We start from the raw sequence: 18,561 nt of genomic DNA, 5'->3' as shown, positions 1-18,561 counted from the left end.
CCGTGGGACGCCCCGGCCCGCTCTCCTGCCCATGTTCCGGCCCGTTCTCCCGCCAGCACAGGACGCGCCGTCACAAACCGCGGAGCCACTAAACTGGACCCCATGACTGCCACCAGCCCCCGTGCAGCTGACGCTGCTGCCGCCCGTGCCCGCCTGCTTGAACTCATCAAGGAACTCGCCGTTGTCCGCGGCAAGGTGATCCTGTCCAGCGGGGCCGAAGCCGACTACTACATCGACCTCCGACGCATCACGTTGCACCACGAGGCATCCAAGCTGGTGGGCCAGGTCATGCTCTCGCTGATCGACGACGCCGGCATCGACTTTGAGTGCGCCGGCGGCCTCACCATGGGCGCCGATCCGGTGGGCACCGCCGTGATGCATGCCGCCGTGGACGCCGGCCGCACCGTGGACGCGTTTGTTGTCCGCAAGGCCCAGAAGTCCTACGGCATGGGCCGCCAGGTGGAAGGACCCTCCGTGGAGGGCCGCAAGGTCCTGGTGCTCGAGGACACGTCCACCACCGGCGGGTCCGCACTGACCGCCGTCGAGGGTGTCCGCAAGGCCGGCGGCAACGTTGTGGCCGTCGCCGTAATTGTGGACCGCGACACCGGCGCCAAGGAAAAAATCGAAGCGGAGACCGGAGTTCCCTACCTGTTCGCGTTCGGCAAGGATGAGCTCGGCCTGAGCTAGCGTGCGTGCCGCCGGCGGCGGACAATTCAGCGGCGGACAATTCAGCCGGGAGCTAACCCCGCTTGAATGGCCAAGAGGCGGCACCCTACAATTTGCGTAGCTCAAATTCAAGTCACGCACCTGGAGAGACCGCGCCATGCTCCCGTCCAACCCAGCACCCAACACCGTCGAACAGATCCAGAACCTCATCCTGGAGAGTGCCGACTTCGAGGACTTCCTCAACGAACTGGCGCGCTTTTCCGCGCACCAGATGGCGGGCGACGGCGACGACGCCCTTTGCGGCATCACGCTGCTCCGGGACCGCAAGGCGGCCACCATCGGCTGGAGCAGCGATTCCGCGCGCGAGGTGGATGAGATCCAGTATTCGCTCTCGCAGGGGCCCTGCCTGACGGCCGCCGAGGAAGAACGGGAAGTCCACGTTCCGGACCTTTTCGAAGAGGACCGCTGGGGCCCTGACTACGCCGATGCTGTTGCCTCGCACGGACTGCGTTCGGTGTTGTCTCTCCCGTTCCACCTCCAGGGCGATGCGAAGGCTGCCCTGAACCTCTACTCGGATGTCCCGCACAAGTTCGATGAGAAAGCGGCGGCGCGCGCCCGGGGGTACACGCGCGAAGTGTCGCAGGCCCTGCGCCTGGCCGTCAGGTTCTCGCTGCACACAGACAGTGCCACCAACCTCCGGGCAACGCTGGAGTCCCGGACCACGATCGACATCGCCGTGGGCATCGTCATGGCGCAGAACCGCTGCAGCCAGGAGGCGGCCGTGCAGATCCTGACGGACGCGTCCAGCAACAGCAACGTCAAGCTGCGGGACATCGCCAGATCCTTGGTGGATTCCGTCGGCGGAGCGGGCACCCGGACCCACTTCGAGGAGCCCAGGCAGGGCAAGTCCCGGGTCGGCTGACCGCACGGCAGGTCCGGGTCGGCTGAACCGGGCCACGCCGCAGGCTTGTGTTGGACGGGCCGCGGAAGCTACGCTGTCCGAGGTTGAGCCGTCGGCCATAGACACCCTTTTTTGGAGTACCTATGGACCGCAAACTTCACGCCCTCGTTAAGCTGGACGTCGCTGCAAATGTTGTTCGGATCGACGTCCGGGGCAGCCTCAACCAGGAATCCCGACCCGCCCTGGTGCACGTCATCCGCCGTATCCGCCGCATGGGTGTCACTGCCCACATCCGGGTGGATCTCTCGCAGGCCGCGTTCGTGGAATCGCCCGCTTTGGTGGGGCTCCGCAACGACCTCAACGCGGTCGACGGCGACATCTCCGGCGGCGGCTCCGCGGCGGGTTCAGGCGTTTCGCTCGAATTCATGCCCAGACCGGACGGCCTGGGCCCTGATGCCGGACCCGGTGTGAAGACCGTTGAAATCACCGGTGAATTCGCAGCCTCCATCGACCCCTCGGGATGCGGGCCGCTGGCCCAGTACTCCGACGACGAACTCCTGGCTGCCAGCGACTCCGTCTTTGGACTGCTGGACGATCCCGCCGCGATTGCGGGCACCGAGCTGCTGGCGCAGTATGACGCGATCGGGGTGGAAATTTCGCGGCGGGAGAATGCCGAAGCCAGCCGGAACGCTGCAACGGATCCCCTGCAGGCGCTTCCGGCCGAGCCCGCGAACTAGCTGGTTTCGCGCGTTTCATATCCGGCTTCCGCTGTGGCTACGGTAGAGGTGTGCCGCAAGTCCAGGAGCCACCACAGCCTGAGGGCGGCCCCGGAACAGCCGAGGGCCGCCTCCTCAAGCATGCCGCCGAACTCAGGAGATTTTCCCGGCGAAACTTCCTGGCGGGATCGGGGGCGGCAGCGCTGCTGGCCACCGACATGTTCTTCACCCGTTATGTCCAGGCAGAGCGCCGCACCAACAGGATCCTGACGTTGGGCGACGATTTCGCGGAGAGCTACTACCCGAACGCCAGCTGGATCCTGTTTCCCGGCTACAAGACCAGCTGGGAGGAAGCGCAGTGGATCCTCAATTCCCTGCGCGGTGCACTTCGCCAGCGCGGCCAGCTGGCCGCCGTCGGCTATTCCAACCAGGGGCTGGACATAGACCAGATCGTGATCGCGGTGATTGAGCACGTCCGGGCGAAGCAGCTGACCAGCCTGTACTTCTACGGCCACAGTTTCGGCGGCATGGTGGCAACACAGGTGGCTGCCCGGCTTCGCGAGCTGCACGGCGTGGAGGTGAAATTCATCCTGCTGGACTCCAGCCCGTACAGCAAGTACGACGTCCTGGACCAGAGCTGGTTCGAAGGCGTGGTGGTGCTCTACGAGGGCGGGTTCCGGGTTCCCACGGTGCTGCGCGGCGGGTACGAGCTGGGCGAACGCATCGTGCACAAGGATGAACGGTCCTGGCGCCAGGTGGTGGACCAGAGCCTGGAGCAGCTGTCACCGATTGCGCCGTCCAGCGTGCTGATCCAATCCGAATCCGCGTACATCTACCACTTCGACGCCACCCGGTTCGCCGACAAGCTGGGCGGGACCCGGATGGCGTTCATCGGCAATCCCCGGGACGGCACCGTGAACTATCAGACGGCCCGCGAATCGTGGGCGCGGACCTTTGCGGCCAACATGGTGTCCAACGACCGCCGTACCGATGACGCCCTGCCCGCGCACGCCAGTCCCCAGTGGAACCCGTTCGTTTACCGGCCCATCCTGGAGGAGTTGCAGGATGAGATCTTCCCGCTGCCAACCGGCGGGCCCAAGATGACTGCATTCTGACCCTGCCGCCCGGGCCCTTCGGCCCGACCCCGGAAACCCGGGCCGGCGCCCGGGCCCGCGCCTTGAACCCGGCTAGATCTGGCTCTTGAGGTCAGCCACCGAGTTCAGGATTTGGTTGGGCCGGAACGGGTAGGCGGCAATGTCGTCCTTGTGCGTGATTCCGCTGAGGACCAGCACGGTGTGCAGCCCGGCCTCCATTCCGGCGATGATGTCGGTGTCCATCCGGTCGCCGATCATGGCGGTGGTCTCGGAGTGGGCGTCGATCTGGTTCATGGCCGAGCGGAACATCATGGGGTTCGGCTTGCCCACAATGTAGGGTTCGCGGCCGGTGGCTTTGGTGATCAGTGCTGCGATGGCGCCGGTGGCGGGCATGGGGCCGTCCTTGGACGGTCCGGTGGCGTCCGGGTTGGTGGCGATGAAGCGGGCGCCGGCAAGGATCAGCCGGATGGCCATGGTGATCGCCTCGAAGGAGTAGGTGCGTGTTTCGCCGAGCACCACAAAGTCTGGGTTCTGGTCGGTGAGGATGAAACCGGCCTCATGCAGCGCCGTCGTGAGTCCTGCTTCGCCGATGGTGTAGGCGCGGTTCCCGGAATCCGAGCCGCGCACCTGGTCCTTCAGGAACTGCGCCGTGGCCAGCGCCGAGGTCCAGATGTTCTCCTCGGGAATTTCCAGGCCGGAGGACTTCAGGCGGGCGGCCAGGTCGCGGGGAGTGAAGATGGAGTTGTTGGTGAGCACCAGGAAGCGCTTGGAGGTGTCCACCCAGCGCTGGATCAGTTCCGCGGCTCCCGGGATGGGCTGGTTTTCGTGGACCAGCACTCCGTCCATATCCGTCAGCCAGCATTCGATCTCCTGGCCGCTTCGGTAAAGCGCTGCCGATGAACGTACTTCGTCTGACTTTGCCATGGTGATCCTCCAACGATGATGTGCCGGTTCCGGCTCCCAGTCTGTCATTTTTGGGGCGCCGGAACATCCGGCACCGAAGAATGACAGACCCGGTGCGGCGTTGTGGCGCCATTGGTTGGACTAGGCTCGTGGCTGGCACCAGTGTGCCAGCGGCCGCGGATCGGGGGAGTTCGCGGTGGTTGTTGTGCCGGCCCGCGCCGGGAGATCCCCAAGGACATTCCGGGCATCCAAGGAACCGCAGGATGCCCGCCAGCACCTGAAAGGGACAGCCATGAGCAACAACTACGGCCCGCCGCCACCGCCCCAGCAGCACTACCCATCGAACAACTTCCCGCCGCAGACTCACCCCCTGCAACCCCATCAGCCTCGGAACAAGAAGAACCTGATCATTGTCCTGGCCGCCGTCGCCGCTGCCGTGACCGTTGCGCTGGTGGCCGTGTTTGTCTGGGTCATTCCCGCGTTCAGCAAACCGCAGGCGGAGGACAGCCCGGCGCCCGCGGCCACTTCCGCCGAATCCGCGTCCCCGGAAGCGGCAGAGGACAGTGCTGCCCCCGAGGAATCCGTGGCACCATCCGAAGACGCCGGAGCGGCTGACATGCCGGCCGGGGCCTTCCCGCTTCCGGCCGGGTGGGATGACCTGCAGGGTCCCGCCAACATTCCAGCCAGCGACGACCCGCTTTACAACCGGTTTGTCACCGGGGAATCCTCGTTCTCCTACCTGTCCGCCTGGAGCAGCGACGACACGTTCGGGATCACCAAGGACCCCGCCACCGGCGCCCCCATGCAGCAAGTCGCCAAGGGCACTGAAGAGCGCGACGGCGACGGCATCTCCACGGCGTTCTCGTTCTTCGCCGAAGCAGAGGAAGGCAAATACGGCAAGGAGCCTGAAAAGGTCCAGGCAGCCATCAAGGAGATCGAAGCAAAGCTCAAGGCCATCCCCGCCGCCGAACTGCCGCAGCACCTGGTCGGCCACAAATGCACCGGCAATTTTGAGGCGTCGACGCCGGAAATCAGGGAGTTCCGCCGGGCGGCCGCCGTGGTGGTCGGCTTCACCTGCACCAACGCCGGGGGAGACGCCATCCGCGCCGTCAACCTGTTCACCGTGACTCCGTGGGGCACACCGCAGATGATGGGCGTCAGCGGGCACGAGAGCTACTGGACCGCCAACCCGGAGGCACTGGAGAAGATCGGCAACTCGTACCGGGCGAACCGCTGGAAGCTGGACGGCTAAGCCGCGGCTAAAGTTGAAGCGTGACTGACCCCCAGACCCCTACAGCGCCCGCCTCCCCGCCTGATTCCCCCTCCGGCGGGGAACCGGAGCCCAAGGCGGAGGTCGGCGTCGGGCCCTGGGAAGGCGAGCTTCCCGTAGGGGAACACTGGGACCCGGACCTCCTCGCCGACGGCGACCGCCGCAATGTGGTGGACAAGTACCGCTACTGGAAGCACGAGGCGATCGTGGCGGACCTGGATTCGAAACGCCACGACTTCCACATCGCGATCGAAAACTGGCAGCACGACCTCAACATCGGCACCGTGGTGCGCACCGCCAACGCGTTCCTCGCCAAGGAAGTGCACATCATCGGACGACGCCGGTGGAACCGCCGCGGGGCAATGGTCACCGACCGCTACCAGCACGTCCGCCACCATCCCACCGTGGAGGACTTCGTGGCGTGGGCGCAGGGGGAGGGCCTGGCGATTATCGGCATCGACATCTTCCCCGATTCCGTGCCGCTGGAAACCTACGACCTCCCGAAGAACTGCGTCCTGGTATTCGGCCAGGAAGGTCCGGGCCTGACTCCGGAGGTCCACGAAGCGGCCCTGGACACTCTGTCGATCGAGCAGTTCGGCTCCACCCGGTCCATCAACGCGGCGTCCGCGGCCGCCATCGCCATGCACGCCTGGATCCGCCGGCACGTGTTCAGCCAGTCCGTCTAGTCCCCGCCGAGGTGGCGCCAGAGATGACAGATCGCGGCAGTTGGAAGGCCTGAAACTGCCGCGGAGTGCCACCTCGACGCAGCGGGCCCGGCGCAAAGTGTTACCCGGCCAGTGACCCGAAACACTGCCCCTTCGCAGAAATGGCTAGGATGGGTGCTAGCCGACGAGGTCCACTCCAGGGTCAACACAACCCGTAGACGAAATTCACTTTAGGAGTCAGCATGCCCATTGCAACCCCAGAGATCTACTCCGAGATGATCGACCGCGCTAAGGCGGGCGGCTTCGCGTTCCCGGCCGTGAACGTCACGTCCTCGCAGACGCTGAACGCGGCCCTGCGCGGCTTCGCCGAGGCAGAGTCCGACGGCATCGTCCAGGTTTCCACCGGCGGTGCGGCCTACTGGTCCGGCGCCTCCACCAAGGACATGGTTGCCGGCTCCCTGGGCTTCGCCGCGTTCGCCCGCGAAGTCGCCAAGAACTACGGTGTCAACATTGCGCTGCACACCGACCACTGCCCCAAGGACAAGCTGGACGGCTTTGTCCTGCCGCTGCTGGCCGCCTCCGAAGCCGAGGTCAAGGCCGGACGCAACCCGATCTTCAACTCGCACATGTGGGACGGCTCCGCCGAGACCCTGCAGGAAAACCTGCGCATCGCCCGTGAACTGCTGGAGCGCACCGCTGCCGCCAAGATGATCCTCGAGGTGGAGATCGGCACGGTCGGCGGCGAGGAAGACGGCGTCGAAAACGAGATCAACGAGAAGCTGTACACCACGGTGGAAGACGCCCTGGCCACCATCGAAGCCCTCGGCGCCGGCGAGAACGGCCGCTACATCACCGCCCTGACCTTCGGCAACGTGCACGGGGTGTACAAGCCCGGTGGCGTGAAGCTCCGCCCGGAGATCCTCAAGGACATCCAGGCCCAGGTCGGCGCGAAGATCGGCAAGGACAGCCCGTTCGACCTGGTCTTCCACGGCGGCTCCGGCTCCTCGGACCAGGAAATCGCGGACGCCGTTTCCTACGGCACCATCAAGATGAACATCGACACCGACACCCAGTACGCCTACACGCGTCCGGTGGCGGACCACATGTTCAAGAACTACGACGGCGTGCTGAAGGTTGACGGCGAGGTCGGCAACAAGAAGACCTATGACCCGCGCGTCTGGGGCGCCTCCGCCGAAGCAGGGCTCGCCGCCCGCGTGGTTGAGGCCACCAAGCAGCTCGGCTCGGCCGGAAAGACGTTCTAACCATGTCCGACGAATTCCGCAGGAACCTGATGGGCCCGGAGCCCACGCTCCTGCCCGCGGAGTCCGAGATCTACCAGCACTTGGCCCTCGGCCAGGAGGCACTGGATCTTGTGGCGAAGCACCCCACGTCCTCGCTCCTCTGGGCCATCCTGGCCGAGGAAGCCTGGAACGAGGGGCGGACCGTCGACTCCTACGCCTACGCCCGCGTGGGCTACCACCGGGGCTTGGATTCGCTGCGGCGCAACGGCTGGCGCGGAGTGGGACCCATCCCCTGGGAGCACGAGCCCAACCGCGGCTTCCTGCGCGCCCTGTACGCCCTGGGCCGCGCATCGTCGGCCATCGGCGAGGCCGAGGAACCGGAACGCATTGAGAAGTTCCTCAATGACTCCGATCCCGCCGCCAAGGCTGCCATCGAAGGCAAATAACTGAACATACGACGGCGGCTCCCCACCTTTCCGGGTGGGGAGCCGCCGTCGTTGTTGGTTCAGCGCAGTTAGTTCGCCTTGGTCAGGCCGGTGCGGGCCATGGCGTCAGCGTACGCAACGTGCATTTCGTCGAGGTACTGCTGCTGGCGGGCCTCGGTGCCGGCGAATGCGCGGCCGCTGAGTGAACGGACCTTGTAGGTCTTGAGGCCGCGGCGCCAGAGCAGCGGCACTTCGGTCTTCAGGAGCAGCTGGGCCAGGCGGTTGGCCTCGGTGCCGTGGGCCACGATGACGGAGGCGCGGGGCACCAGCGCAAGGAACTTCAGCAGCGGCTTGAGGCCGGCCGAAATCTGGTCAGGCGTGAACTTGCCGTTGGGCTCGCCGGGGATGTGCCACGGGTGCACGTTCCAGGGCATGACGAATTCGGGGCGGAGGCCCAGCTTCCACTGCACGCCGAGCATGCGGGTGGCAGCTTCGCTGTCGCCGGCGGTGATGAAACCGGATTCATCGGCCGTGCCGATGTTGGAGTACAGGCTGATGATGCGGCACTCGTCGACGTCGTGCATCGGGTCCACGTACGGGACCACGGTGTCCGGCTTGAGGCTCTGGAAGGTGTCGCACAGCTCGTTGACAACTGCGACGTTGGGTTCGTAACGGCGGCTCAGAAGCTGCTCGCGGAATGATTCAGTAGCCAGGGCTGTCATGTATTGCTGTGTCTCCTGCGGGATCGGTGACGCTGCCAGACCGGATTAAGGCATGCCAAGTACCGGGCACGCCATATACGGTGTGGTTTGAAAATGTGGTGAGTGGACCGATTCCTGATCGATCATTACCAGTCTATCAAGCCCAGCGAAATGCCGGGCGGCGGTAGCATCTCGCCACATTGTCGTCCCCGGAGCAGGCGCAGATGGCAGCCCCGGTGTGAAGCCGCTCCGCCAACGGGCGAAAGCGGTGCTTGTCACTCATATCGGCTAAACTTGGGTGGTAAGAGCCCCGGAACTCTTGCGTTGCGCGTGACGGCCAGTAGGCCGGACAGGCGCGGCAGTGGAATTCGGGGCATTCTCATGAACGGCGCTGTCCCCTGGCGGTCACTTCGGTGAACCGGCTGCGGTCCAGCCCGAACGAATGGGGGAGGATCCCATGCCAGCAATCGTGATCGTCGGAGCCCAGTGGGGCGACGAAGGCAAAGGTAAAGCCACTGACCTGCTTGGCGGCCGCGTGGACTACGTGGTCAAGCCGAACGGCGGCAACAACGCCGGGCACACCGTCGTCGTAGGCGGTGAGAAGTATGAGCTCAAGCTCCTTCCTGCCGGCATCCTGAGCCCGAACGCGGTTCCGATTATCGGCAACGGCTGTGTGGTGAACCTCGAAGCCCTGTTCCAGGAAATCGACGGCCTGGAGGCCCGCGGCGCGGACACCTCCAAGCTCCGCGTCTCCGCCAATGCCCACCTCGTGGCGCCGTACCACCAGGTGCTGGACAAGGTCACCGAGCGGTTCCTGGGCAGCCGGGCCATCGGCACCACCGGCCGCGGCATCGGCCCGGCGTACATGGACAAGGTGGCCCGCCTGGGCATCCGCGTCCAGGACGTTTTTGACGAGTCCATCCTGCGCCAGAAGGTGGAAGGGTCACTGCGCCAGAAGAACGAACTCCTCGTCAAGGTTTACAACCGCCGCGACATCGAGGTCGAAGAGATCGTCAGCTATTTCCTCTCCTTCGCCGAACGTCTGCGCCCGCTGGTCATCGACAGCACCTTCGTCCTGAACAAGGCACTGGACGAGGGCAAGGTTGTCCTCATGGAGGGCGGCCAGGCCACCTTCCTGGACGTGGACCACGGCACCTACCCGTTCGTGACCTCCTCGAACCCGACCGCCGGCGGCGCGTCGGTGGGCTCCGGCATCGGCCCCACCCGGATCTCGCGCTCCATCGGCATCATCAAGGCGTACACCACGCGTGTGGGCGCCGGCCCGTTCCCCACGGAACTGTTCGATGAGATGGGCATGTACCTGCAGAAGACCGGCGGCGAGTTCGGCGTCAACACCGGCCGCCCCCGCCGCTGCGGCTGGTACGACGCCGTCCTGGCACGCCACGCCTCGCGCGTCAACGGCTTCACCGACTACTTCGTCACCAAGCTGGATGTGCTCACCGGCATCGAACAGATCCCTGTCTGCGTGGCCTACGACGTGGACGGCGTGCGGCACGACGAAATGCCCATGACCCAGACCGAGTTCCACCACGCCAAGCCGATCTTCGAGTACTTCGAGGGCTGGACCGAGGACATCACCGGTGCGCGCACCCTGGAGGACCTTCCGGAGAACGCCAAGAACTACGTGCTGGCCCTCGAGAAGCTGTCCGGCACGCGATTCTCGGCCATCGGCGTCGGCCCGGACCGCGACCAGACCATCGTGGTCAACGATTTGATCAACGACTAACGATTCAGAACAGATGTTCGACGGCGGCGGGTCACCTGGAAAGGTGGCCCGCCGCCGTCGTCGTTAACCGGGGTGCCGGCGCACGCGGTTGCCGGCGCACGCCGGTGCCGGCTAGGCGCCGGACTGCTTGTTGCGGATCTGAAGCAGGTGCTGCTGCAGTTTTGCTTCGGCATCCCGCCGGCGTCGGGCCTGCTCGCGCATGGCCCGCGTCGCGGCGGAACCCAGTGGATTCATCAAACCGGTCACATGTTTGGGGGTCGCTGCCGGACCGGCGGCAGGGACGGCCATCACTTCCTCGCTCATGCCGGTATCCTGACACCCGCGCCCGCCGCCCGTAACCCCCGGCACGGGAGCGTTACAGGATCGGAACCTGCCCCTGTCCGGACGAGCCGCCGTACTCGTGCCGCCGGCCACGAGGCTGATACGTAGTGGTGCGCATGATGCAGGTGGTAGCGGGTGTGTTTCGGGTAGGGGCCACTCGTGACCGCCACTGTCCTCCCTCCCTATCTTGGACTCACCGGCGCTGTGCTGGGAGTGGGGCTTCCACAGGCAAATCGTCGGACTGCTAACGGGAGGGGATGGACGTCATGGGTCTCAGCGTGAAGTCAGGAAAGAACAAGACCGCTCCGGAGCCCGGGCAATCGGACCGGACCGCAACGGTCGAACTGGGGCCGCGGCGGTACCGCGCCCGCATCAACAGGGCACCGGTCCTGGACCGCACGCGCGTGCAGGAGCTTGCCGGGGATATCCATTCCCAAAGCCGGCTCCTTGAATTCCTTAACCTCTTCCTGGTCCTGTTGCCCTCCAGAGTGAACAATGTGGCGGGTGCCTTGGCCAGCGGAGACCTTGAGGCCGCGAGTGCGGCCGCCCAGAGCCTTGCCTCGTCTGCCGCGATGGCCGGAGCAGCCCGGCTGGAGCTGGTTGCCCTGCTCGTCGACAGCGATCTCCGCATCGGCCGGATGGACCGGGCCCGCGAGACCGGCCGGCGCCTCGGACCGGATGCTGCCGAGCTGGCATCAGCCCTGTCCCGGCTGCTGACGGGCCGCTGACAGCGAACCCGGAAATTCCCGGAAATTGTTGCCCGTTCCCCCTCTGATCCATGCCCGGATCCGGTCCCTGAGCCAGCGCCGGATCCGGTCCCGGAACGGTGCTCAAAACTTTTTTGAAGTTTTTTGGATTCCGCGTAACCCTGGACCGTGCCGTGACGATTACCACTATGAAAGCGCCGGGTTCGAAGTTGTCCCCCATCAGGTTCGAACCTGGCGCTTGACTGCAAAAAGAGAGCCGGGCCGGAACTGTCCCCCATCATGTTTCCGGCCCGGCACTTTTTTGTCCGGGGCCGGTTCAGCGGGACGCCTGCCCAGGAGTGCGCGGCCTCTGTGGGCTTTCCCCTTCTTTACCCGGGGTAAAGTTGTTGAGCGGGTTCAACCCACAGCCGCCACATGATGGCCATACAATGATGTAGCCATCTCCCTTGAACGAAAGCCCACGTCCGTGACCGAAGCGCTGACCGACGATGCCTTGCGGGCCCTCAAGGGCCGAGATGGCGAGTTGTTCAATCTGGTCTACCGGAGCTATGCGTCCCAGGTACTGGGATACCTGACCGCCCGTGGCGTCGAGGACCCGGAGGCCACCATGCAGGATGTGTTCCTGGCCGTCCTGCCCCGGATAGATACCATCAGCGGCGGAGCCAGCGGCCTTCGGACTTTCCTGTTCTCGGTGGCCCATGCCCGGATGGTTGACGATCACCGAAGGCAAAGCCGGACACCGCCGAAACAACCGTTCGAACCTGAGTTTGACCGGCGGGAATCCTCCTCGGCTGAAGCCGCGGCGATGCTGCTGGTTGCGCCGGGGGAAGTGCTTGAACTGCTTGAGGTCCTGGGTGAGGACCAAAAAGAGGTGCTGACCCTGCGGATCATCGCTGATCTTACTGTGGAGCAGGTGGCCGAAATCATGGGGAAAAGTGCCGGAGCCGTCAAACAGCTTCAGCGACGTGCTTTGGACAGACTCCGTGAACACTCGGCCGTAAAGGACTACGTAGCGCCATGACAACCAGGGATGACTTTTCTGGTGGGACCGTTGACCGGATTCTCCTCGACGCCGGCCACACGGACGTGCCCGAACTCAGGGCCGCCCTCCTGTCCATCGCTTCGCTGGCGCAGATGCCGGTTCCCGCTCCCGGGGCCGAGCTTGCGGCCATGCTGGCCGGTCCACGGGATGAACTGACCCGGAAGCGTTGGCTGCGCCAATACCGCCCAACGGTGGTGGGCCTTGCAGTCCTTGCCGGCATGGGTCTCGGCGTTACGGGTGTTGCCGCCACCGGCCAGGTGTCCGAAGACGGCTCCGGCCTCTGGTCCGTGCAGCAGCTGACCACGGACTGGGCCCCGGACTGGACGCTTCCCCTCGCCCCGGCCGCAACGGACCAGGACGGGCCGGCGGGGTGGGTTTCACCGCTCTTCCTGCGGCTTGACCAGGACAGTCCTTCAACCGCGCACGGGGCAGCCGAACCGCTGACACCCCCGGCGGCCCAGAAGCATGCCAATGGCCAGCCGGCGGCAACACCGCCGGATACCCGCGTGCTTCCGCCGGCCAAACGTCCGGAATGGGCTCCGGGCGTGGCTTCCGGCCATGGCAAAGCAGGGCAGCCGGGCCCCGAAACTGCCGGCGCAGGCACGGGCGACGCTTCAGCGGAGGGGCAGTCCGGTCAGGGCTCCGCGCAAGAGGCCGGCGTGCTTTCCGAACAAGCCGCTCCGGCTCCGGAGGAAGGCAGTGAGGTCCGCGGCGAGTCCGGCCGGAAGAACGAAAAGTCCGGCACGGGCCTGCTCGACTCCGCACTGGACTCTTCCCTGGATCCAATCAGCCGCTGGCTCGGCAAGCTGCGGTAAAACCGCCAGGGGCTCTACAGGCTTTAGGCCAGTACCTGCCGCTTAGAGGAAATAACACCCGTGTCGAAACCGGCCAGGTGGAGTCCGCCGTGGAAGCGTGCGTGCTCGATCTTGACGCACCGGTCCATCACGACGTCGAGCCCGGCGGCTTCGGCTTCCTTGGCCACGTCCTCGTGCCACGAGCCCAGCTGCAGCCAGAGTGTTTTGGCGCCCGCGGCGACGGCCTCGTCCAGGACGCCCGGGAGGTCGTCGTGCTTGCGGAACACATCCACGATGTCCGGGCTCTCGGGAAGGTCGGCCAGGGAGGCGTAGGTAGGCTGGCCAAGGATCTCCTTAACAACGGGGTTCACGAAGTACACCTTGTACCGTGTGGAGGACTGCAGGTACGTGGCCACGAAGTAGCTGGCCCGCGACGGCTTGTCCGAGGCGCCCACAATGGCAATGGACTTTGCCTGCCGGAGCAGGTTCAGCCGTTCCGGGGCAGTAGGGCCTTCCCAGGTCCTGGTTTCTGCTGCGCTCATGCGATTGCTCCGATCGTGCAGGTATCGGCGGCGACGGTTTCGGCGGCACCAAGGGCCGACGCCGCATCCAGCGCCTGGTCCAGGTCCCAGAGGATGTCCTCGATGTCTTCGAGGCCCACGGAGATGCGGACGAGGTCTTCGGGGACGCCGGCGGACTCGAGCTGGGCGGGGCTCAGCTGCTGGTGGGTGGTGGAGCCGGGATGGATCACGAGAGTCCGCGAGTCGCCCACGTTGGCCAGGTGCGATGCCAGTTGCAGGGACTCGATGAACTTCTGGCCCGCTGCCCGTCCGCCCTTCACGCCGAAGGAGAACACCGAGCCGGGACCCAGGGGCAGGTACTTCTGTGCCCGCTCAAAGTGCGGGTGCGAGGGCAGCCCGGAGAAGTTCACGTATGCCACCCGCTCGTCCGCTTCGAGCCATTCGGCCACGGCCTGGGCATTCTTCAGGTGCTCGTCCAGACGCTGGGGAAGCGTCTCCACGCCCTGCAGCAGCTGGAAGGCGGACTGCGGTGACAGCGCGGGACCGATGTCGCGCAGCTGCTCGCAGCGGAGCTTGGTCAGGAAGCCGTACTCGCCGAAGTTGCCCCACCAGGAGACGTTGCCGTAGGACGCCACGGGCTCGGTCATGGTGGGGAACTTGCCGTTGCCCCAGTTGAAGCGGCCGCTTTCGACGATTACGCCGCCCAGCGTGGTGCCGTGTCCGCCCAGGAATTTGGTGGCGGAGTGGATCACGATGTCCGCCCCGTGTTCGATCGGCCGCACGAGGTACGGCGTGCTCAAGGTGGCGTCCACCACGAGGGGGATGCCGGCGTCGTGCGCTACCTTTGCCAGCCCGTCAAGGTCTTGGACTTCCGACGACGGGTTGGCCACCACCTCCACGAAGATCGCCTTGGTGTTGTCCCGGACCGCGGCGGCGTAGTCCGCCGGATCGGTGCCGGGGACGAATGTGGTGTCCACCCCGAAGCGGCGCAGCGTGACATCGAGCTGGGTGACCGTTCCGCCGTACAGCTGGGAGGCCGCCACGATGTGGTCGCCGGCCTGGGTCAGTGCGGCGAAAGTGATGAATTCCGCAGCCATGCCCGACGACGTCGCAACAGCGCCGATGCCGCCCTCCAACGAGGCTATGCGCTCTTCGAACGCCGCCACCGTGGGGTTGCCGATGCGCGAGTAGATGTTGCCGTACTTCTGCAGCGCGAAGAGGTTGGCAGCGTCCTGGGTGTCCTTGAACACGAAGGACGTGGTCTGGTAGATCGGGACCGCCCGGGCGCCGTGCTCGGCGTCGGGCGTGCCGCCGGCGTGCAGGGCGCGGGTGCGGAAGCCGAACTTGCGGTCGGCCATTACGCGTCCACCAGCTTGCTGGTAGTGCCGGCGTTTGCCACCGGGGTCTGGGAAAGGTCCAGTTCCGTGCCGTTCCTGCGGGCGAGGTCCGCCTCGAGTTCGCGGACGATCGGCAGGATGTCCTGGCCGAATGCGGCCACTTCCTCCTGGAAGTGCAGGTAGCCGGTGAGGAACAGGTTCACGCCGATCTTCTTGTACTCCACGATCCGTTCCGCGATCTGCTCGGGGGTGCCGATCAGCTGGGTCTTGAAGCCGTCGTTGTACTGGACCAGGTCCTCGAAGCTCGAGTCGGCCCACATGCCCTTGCCGTCCTTGGTGGACGCGCCGGCTTCCTGGACCGCGTCGCGGAAGCCTTGGACTGCAGGCTTGTGCGCCTTTTCCACGATTTCGCGGAGGGTGTCGCGGGCTTCCTTTTCGGAATCGCGGGCGATGACGAAGCCGTTGAGGCCAAAGCGGGGTGCGGCCAGCTGGCCGGACGTGCCGCGCCGGGTCTCCCCGGACGCTGCAACAACACCGGCGATGTTCTCCTTGAAGCCCTCCAGGTCCTTGCCGTTGGAGAAGTACCAGTCCGCCACACGGCCGGCGGTTGCCTGGGCCGCGGTGGAGTTGCCGCCGAAGAAGATCTCCGGGTGCGCACGGCCCGGAACGTCCACCGGCGCCGGGTTCAGGGTGAAGTCGGTGATGTTGTAGTACTTGCCGGACTGGCTGTATTCCTGCTCGGTCCAGAGGCCGCGGAGCACCTTGATGAATTCCTCGGTGCGGACATAGCGTTCGTCGTGCTCGAGCCATTCGAGGCCGAAGTTGGTGAACTCGTTCTTAAGCCAGCCGGAGACGATGTTGACGGCGGCGCGGCCGTTGGAGATGTGGTCCGCGGTGATGATGTACTTGGCAAGCACACCGGGGTGCCACATGCCGGGGTGGACGGCCGAGATGACCTTGAGCCGCTCCGTGGCCGCCAGCAGCGCCAGGCTGAAGGACGTGGCCTCGTGCTGCTTGTCCGCGCCGTAGGAGGCGGCGTAGCGGGTCTGCGTCAGTGCGTATTCGAAGCCGGAGTTCTCGGCGATCCGTGCAAGCTTCTTGTTGTAGCCGAAGTCCCAGCTGGTGCGCTGCTCGATCGTGGAGACAACCAGGCCGCCGGATACGTTCGGCACCCAGTAGGCGAACTTGAGCGGTTCGGAAAGACGGGCAACGTTGCTGATGTCGTTCATGATGGTTCCTTTACTTCTGTCCGTTGAGGGGAGATGCCGGGACGGTGGCGGCGTAGCCGGCCAGGGCATCCTGGATGCCGGCGATTGCCGGCTCGTTCTGGAGGGACGTGGTGTCGCCGAGGGTGGTTCCCTCGAAAAGCTGGGTGAGCAGCCGGCGCATGATCTTGCCGCTGCGGGTCTTGGGCACATCGGGAACCACGACGACGTCGCGCGGCTTGGCGATCGGCCCGATCGCCTGGGCGACGTGGTTGCGGAGCTCGGCAGCTACTTCCCCGGAAACCCCGCCCTTCAAGACAACAAAGGCCACCACCGCGTGCCCCGTCTTTGGATCCGCCACCGGACAGACGCCCGCTTCCACCACGGCCGGGTGGGAGACGAGGGCGGACTCGATTTCGATCGTGGACAGCAGGTGGCCGGAGACGTTGAGGGTGTCGTCCACCCGCCCCAGGATCCAGATGTCGCCGTCGTCGTCGTATTTGGCGCCGTCCCCGGCGAGGAACCAGCCCTGCCCGGCGTACTTGCGCCAGTACGAATCGAAGTAGCGCTGCGGGTTGCCCCAAACGGTGCGGGCAATGGCCGGGCCGGGGGAGTCCACCACAATGAAGCCCTGGACGCCCGGCGGCACGGTATTGCCGGCGTCGTCCACGATCCGGGTGCTGACGCCCGGCAGCGGGCGGGCAGCGCAGCCGGGCTTGAACTCGGTGTCCGTCGGGGCTGGGGAGAGGATGGTGGCGCCGGTCTCGGACTGCCACCAGGTGTCCACCATGGGGGCGGTGCCGGCGCCGACGTTCCGGCGCAGCCAGCGCCAGGCCTCGGGGTTCACGGCTTCGCCCACGGTGCCGAGCATCCGGATGGAGGAGAGATCGTAGCTGTCCGGGACGCCGTCCGGGAACCAGCCCATGAGCGAGCGGACCAGGGTGGGTGCCGTGTAGTACTGGGTCACGCCGTAGCGCTCGATGATCTCGAAGTGCCGGCCGGGGTGCGGAGTGTTGGGGGTGCCTTCGAAGATCACCTGGGTGACCCCGTTGGAGAGCGGGCCGTAGATCTCGTAGGTGTGGGCCGTGACCCAGGCGAGGTCGGCGGTGCACCAGTGCACATCCTGGTCCCGGAGCGCCGGGTCCGGGTTGCTGAACAGGTGCTCGAAGCTCCAGGACGCCTGCGTCAGGTAGCCGCCGGAGGTGTGCACCAGGCCCTTGGGCTTACCGGTGGTCCCGGAGGTGTACATGATGAAGAGGGGGGTCTCGGCGTCGAACGCTTCGGGTTCGTGCACGTCGGATGCCCGCCCGACGGCGTCGTGCCACCACACGTCGCGGCCCGCGGTCATAGGGACGGTTGCCAGCTGGTCAGCAGGGGTGGTCCGGTTGACCACCAGGACGTGCTCGACGGCGTTGTCCCCGGCAACCGCGGCGTCCGCGTTGTCCTTGACCGGTACGGCCACACCGCGGCGGAACTGGCCGTCCGTGGTGACCAGGAGCTTGGCCCGGGTGTCCTCGACGCGGAATTTCAGCGCCTCGGCGGAGAAACCCCCGAACACCAGGGAATGGATGGCGCCGATGCGCGCCACGGCGAGGGTGATGATGACGGTTTCGGGGATGACCGGAAGGTAGATGACCACGCGGTCGCCCTTGGTGATGCCCAGGGCCAGGAGCGCGTTGGCGGCCTTGGACACTTCGCGCTGCAGTTCGGCGTAGGTGATGGCCCTGCGGTCGCCGGGCTCGCCCTCGAAGTGCAGGGCCACTTTGTCGCCGCGGCCGGCGGCGACGTGGCGGTCCACGCAGTTGTAGGCGACGTTGAGCTTGCCGCCTTCAAACCAGGTGATGTCCGGGCCGGTGCCGGCGTCCAGGTCTGCCGGAACTCGCCGGTGGGCGGTGTGCCAGGGCTCCGCCCAGTCGAGGCGGAGGGCCTGTTCTTCCCAGAATGCAACGTTGGTGGTACTGCCGTGACGCGCCGGTCCGTCAATGGGGACGCCGTGCACTGCGCCGTCCGTGGGCTCGGTCAGGGACCATCCCGAAGAGCCGCGAGAGGAGCCGGGCGCGTCACGCAGCCCTGCTTCGTTCGCCGTCGCGTCCGAAGTGGTTTGTGGGGTTGCCTCGGACGGAATCCGGGCAAGGGTGGGCAGGGCGGAAGAAATCTCTGGGGTCATTGCAGCACTCCATCGGTCCTGGCAGTAGCACCCTTAGTTCCCTGGGCTCCTTCGAAATTCATCGAGAGAGAAGGAACAGTTCCGTGGGAATGGTCGTCTCACGTCACCGGGGGTTGCTGCGGCTTCATCGATCCAGGT

The 18,561-nt window shown here is 65.8% G+C and carries 19 protein-coding genes; 12 read left to right on the top strand and 7 right to left on the bottom strand.

All coding sequences use genetic code 11. The features are described 5' to 3' along the window. Positions 1 to 102 precede the first annotated feature (102 nt). From pyrE to ASF98_RS10280, 4 genes are all read left to right on the top strand, one after another. Positions 103 to 687, top strand: coding sequence for an orotate phosphoribosyltransferase (gene pyrE, locus ASF98_RS10295; RefSeq protein WP_028272262.1), 585 nt, complete (start codon positions 103 to 105; stop codon positions 685 to 687). A 136-nt stretch (positions 688 to 823) separates the two neighbouring features. Further along, positions 824 to 1,588 carry a GAF and ANTAR domain-containing protein gene (locus tag ASF98_RS10290; protein WP_055801107.1) on the top strand — a complete coding sequence of 255 codons (765 nt, stop codon included), beginning with the start codon at positions 824 to 826 and terminating at the stop codon, positions 1,586 to 1,588. 122 nt (positions 1,589 to 1,710) lie between these two features. Further along, positions 1,711 to 2,304, top strand: a complete 594-nt coding sequence (locus tag ASF98_RS10285) for a hypothetical protein (protein ID WP_055801105.1) — start codon at positions 1,711 to 1,713, stop codon at positions 2,302 to 2,304. A 50-nt stretch (positions 2,305 to 2,354) separates the two neighbouring features. After that, the gene (locus tag ASF98_RS10280) at positions 2,355 to 3,398 is read left to right on the top strand and encodes a thioesterase domain-containing protein (protein ID WP_055801102.1); all 1,044 of its coding nucleotides are present in this window, start codon (positions 2,355 to 2,357) and stop codon (positions 3,396 to 3,398) included. A 72-nt stretch (positions 3,399 to 3,470) separates the two neighbouring features. Here the strand turns inward: ASF98_RS10280 and ASF98_RS10275 are convergent, their stop codons facing one another. Beyond that, the gene (locus tag ASF98_RS10275) at positions 3,471 to 4,301 is read right to left on the bottom strand and encodes an HAD-IIA family hydrolase (protein ID WP_028272259.1); all 831 of its coding nucleotides are present in this window, start codon (positions 4,299 to 4,301) and stop codon (positions 3,471 to 3,473) included. A gap of 271 nt (positions 4,302 to 4,572) precedes the next feature. On the opposite strand from ASF98_RS10275, the gene ASF98_RS10270 reads away from it, so the two are divergent. The 4 genes from ASF98_RS10270 to ASF98_RS10255 all read left to right on the top strand — a co-directional run bounded on the left by ASF98_RS10270 (position 4,573) and on the right by ASF98_RS10255 (position 7,902). Then, positions 4,573 to 5,532 carry a hypothetical protein gene (locus ASF98_RS10270; protein WP_235505790.1) on the top strand — a complete coding sequence of 320 codons (960 nt, stop codon included), beginning with the start codon at positions 4,573 to 4,575 and terminating at the stop codon, positions 5,530 to 5,532. Between the two features lie 20 nt (positions 5,533 to 5,552). Next, positions 5,553 to 6,236 carry a TrmH family RNA methyltransferase gene (locus ASF98_RS10265; RefSeq protein WP_055801096.1) on the top strand — a complete coding sequence of 228 codons (684 nt, stop codon included), beginning with the start codon at positions 5,553 to 5,555 and terminating at the stop codon, positions 6,234 to 6,236. Positions 6,237 to 6,457: 221 nt separating this feature from the next. Then, a complete protein-coding gene (gene fbaA / locus ASF98_RS10260; protein ID WP_028272257.1) occupies positions 6,458 to 7,477 on the top strand; it encodes a class II fructose-bisphosphate aldolase in 1,020 nt (339 codons plus the stop codon). A gap of 2 nt (positions 7,478 to 7,479) precedes the next feature. Continuing rightward, positions 7,480 to 7,902, top strand: coding sequence for a DUF3151 domain-containing protein (locus ASF98_RS10255; RefSeq protein ID WP_055801094.1), 423 nt, complete (start codon positions 7,480 to 7,482; stop codon positions 7,900 to 7,902). A gap of 68 nt (positions 7,903 to 7,970) precedes the next feature. Here ASF98_RS10255 and ASF98_RS10250 read toward each other — a convergent pair whose 3' ends face one another. Next, positions 7,971 to 8,603: a uracil-DNA glycosylase gene (locus ASF98_RS10250; RefSeq protein ID WP_028272255.1), complete on the bottom strand. Its 633-nt coding sequence runs from the start codon at positions 8,601 to 8,603 to the stop codon at positions 7,971 to 7,973. 436 nt (positions 8,604 to 9,039) lie between these two features. Between ASF98_RS10250 and ASF98_RS10245 the strand changes: the two genes are divergently transcribed. Then, positions 9,040 to 10,329 (top strand): adenylosuccinate synthase, encoded by a 1,290-nt coding sequence (locus tag ASF98_RS10245; protein WP_028272254.1) that lies wholly within the window; start codon positions 9,040 to 9,042, stop codon positions 10,327 to 10,329. Between the two features lie 111 nt (positions 10,330 to 10,440). On the opposite strand, the gene ASF98_RS10240 is transcribed toward ASF98_RS10245, so the two are convergent. Then, positions 10,441 to 10,632: a hypothetical protein gene (locus ASF98_RS10240; protein ID WP_055801091.1), complete on the bottom strand. Its 192-nt coding sequence runs from the start codon at positions 10,630 to 10,632 to the stop codon at positions 10,441 to 10,443. A 284-nt stretch (positions 10,633 to 10,916) separates the two neighbouring features. On the opposite strand from ASF98_RS10240, the gene ASF98_RS10235 reads away from it, so the two are divergent. From ASF98_RS10235 to ASF98_RS10225, 3 genes are all read left to right on the top strand, one after another. Further along, the gene (locus tag ASF98_RS10235; protein WP_235505788.1) at positions 10,917 to 11,378 is read left to right on the top strand and encodes an Hpt domain-containing protein; all 462 of its coding nucleotides are present in this window, start codon (positions 10,917 to 10,919) and stop codon (positions 11,376 to 11,378) included. A 445-nt stretch (positions 11,379 to 11,823) separates the two neighbouring features. Continuing rightward, complete coding sequence (locus ASF98_RS10230; protein WP_055801086.1) at positions 11,824 to 12,378, top strand: RNA polymerase sigma factor; 555 nt, start codon at positions 11,824 to 11,826, stop codon at positions 12,376 to 12,378. Further along, complete coding sequence (locus ASF98_RS10225) at positions 12,375 to 13,214, top strand: hypothetical protein (protein WP_055801083.1); 840 nt, start codon at positions 12,375 to 12,377, stop codon at positions 13,212 to 13,214. Before ASF98_RS10230 ends, ASF98_RS10225 begins: the two co-directional genes overlap by 4 nt. A gap of 23 nt (positions 13,215 to 13,237) precedes the next feature. On the opposite strand, the gene ASF98_RS10220 is transcribed toward ASF98_RS10225, so the two are convergent. Genes ASF98_RS10220 through acs form a run of 4 tightly spaced genes read right to left on the bottom strand, consistent with a single transcriptional unit; the run spans position 13,238 to position 18,423 of the window. Continuing rightward, positions 13,238 to 13,735, bottom strand: a complete 498-nt coding sequence (locus ASF98_RS10220) for a CoA-binding protein (protein WP_055801080.1) — start codon at positions 13,733 to 13,735, stop codon at positions 13,238 to 13,240. Beyond that, complete coding sequence (locus tag ASF98_RS10215) at positions 13,732 to 15,072, bottom strand: O-acetylhomoserine aminocarboxypropyltransferase/cysteine synthase family protein (protein WP_055801077.1); 1,341 nt, start codon at positions 15,070 to 15,072, stop codon at positions 13,732 to 13,734. The genes ASF98_RS10220 and ASF98_RS10215 overlap by 4 nt, the downstream gene beginning before the upstream one ends. Continuing rightward, complete coding sequence (gene sfnG, locus ASF98_RS10210) at positions 15,072 to 16,280, bottom strand: dimethylsulfone monooxygenase SfnG (protein WP_055801075.1); 1,209 nt, start codon at positions 16,278 to 16,280, stop codon at positions 15,072 to 15,074. The genes ASF98_RS10215 and sfnG overlap by 1 nt, the downstream gene beginning before the upstream one ends. Before the next feature lie 10 nt (positions 16,281 to 16,290). Beyond that, on the bottom strand, positions 16,291 to 18,423 hold the full coding sequence (gene acs, locus ASF98_RS10205) for an acetate--CoA ligase (protein ID WP_235505782.1): 2,133 nt from the start codon (positions 18,421 to 18,423) through the stop codon (positions 16,291 to 16,293). Between the last annotated feature and the right edge of the window lie 138 nt (positions 18,424 to 18,561).

The organism is Arthrobacter sp. Leaf337, assembly GCF_001423745.1.
Classification (GTDB): domain Bacteria; phylum Actinomycetota; class Actinomycetes; order Actinomycetales; family Micrococcaceae; genus Arthrobacter.
The sequence above is the reverse complement of the archived record's forward strand: the minus strand, read 5'-3'. Positions and strand labels throughout refer to the sequence as shown.

Coding starts and splice junctions, on each gene's coding strand:
- ASF98_RS10225 (WP_055801083.1), top strand. CDS start 12,375: ATGACAACCAGGGATGACTTTTCTGGTGGGACCGTTGACCGGATTCTC.
- ASF98_RS10245 (WP_028272254.1), top strand. CDS start 9,040: ATGCCAGCAATCGTGATCGTCGGAGCCCAGTGGGGCGACGAAGGCAAA.
- ASF98_RS10250 (WP_028272255.1), bottom strand. CDS start 8,603: ATGACAGCCCTGGCTACTGAATCATTCCGCGAGCAGCTTCTGAGCCGC.
- ASF98_RS10220 (WP_055801080.1), bottom strand. CDS start 13,735: ATGAGCGCAGCAGAAACCAGGACCTGGGAAGGCCCTACTGCCCCGGAA.
- ASF98_RS10215 (WP_055801077.1), bottom strand. CDS start 15,072: ATGGCCGACCGCAAGTTCGGCTTCCGCACCCGCGCCCTGCACGCCGGC.
- sfnG (WP_055801075.1), bottom strand. CDS start 16,280: ATGAACGACATCAGCAACGTTGCCCGTCTTTCCGAACCGCTCAAGTTC.
- fbaA (WP_028272257.1), top strand. CDS start 6,458: ATGCCCATTGCAACCCCAGAGATCTACTCCGAGATGATCGACCGCGCT.
- pyrE (WP_028272262.1), top strand. CDS start 103: ATGACTGCCACCAGCCCCCGTGCAGCTGACGCTGCTGCCGCCCGTGCC.
- ASF98_RS10285 (WP_055801105.1), top strand. CDS start 1,711: ATGGACCGCAAACTTCACGCCCTCGTTAAGCTGGACGTCGCTGCAAAT.
- ASF98_RS10270 (WP_235505790.1), top strand. CDS start 4,573: ATGAGCAACAACTACGGCCCGCCGCCACCGCCCCAGCAGCACTACCCA.
- ASF98_RS10255 (WP_055801094.1), top strand. CDS start 7,480: ATGTCCGACGAATTCCGCAGGAACCTGATGGGCCCGGAGCCCACGCTC.
- ASF98_RS10290 (WP_055801107.1), top strand. CDS start 824: ATGCTCCCGTCCAACCCAGCACCCAACACCGTCGAACAGATCCAGAAC.
- ASF98_RS10275 (WP_028272259.1), bottom strand. CDS start 4,301: ATGGCAAAGTCAGACGAAGTACGTTCATCGGCAGCGCTTTACCGAAGC.
- acs (WP_235505782.1), bottom strand. CDS start 18,423: ATGACCCCAGAGATTTCTTCCGCCCTGCCCACCCTTGCCCGGATTCCG.
- ASF98_RS10240 (WP_055801091.1), bottom strand. CDS start 10,632: ATGAGCGAGGAAGTGATGGCCGTCCCTGCCGCCGGTCCGGCAGCGACC.
- ASF98_RS10235 (WP_235505788.1), top strand. CDS start 10,917: ATGGGTCTCAGCGTGAAGTCAGGAAAGAACAAGACCGCTCCGGAGCCC.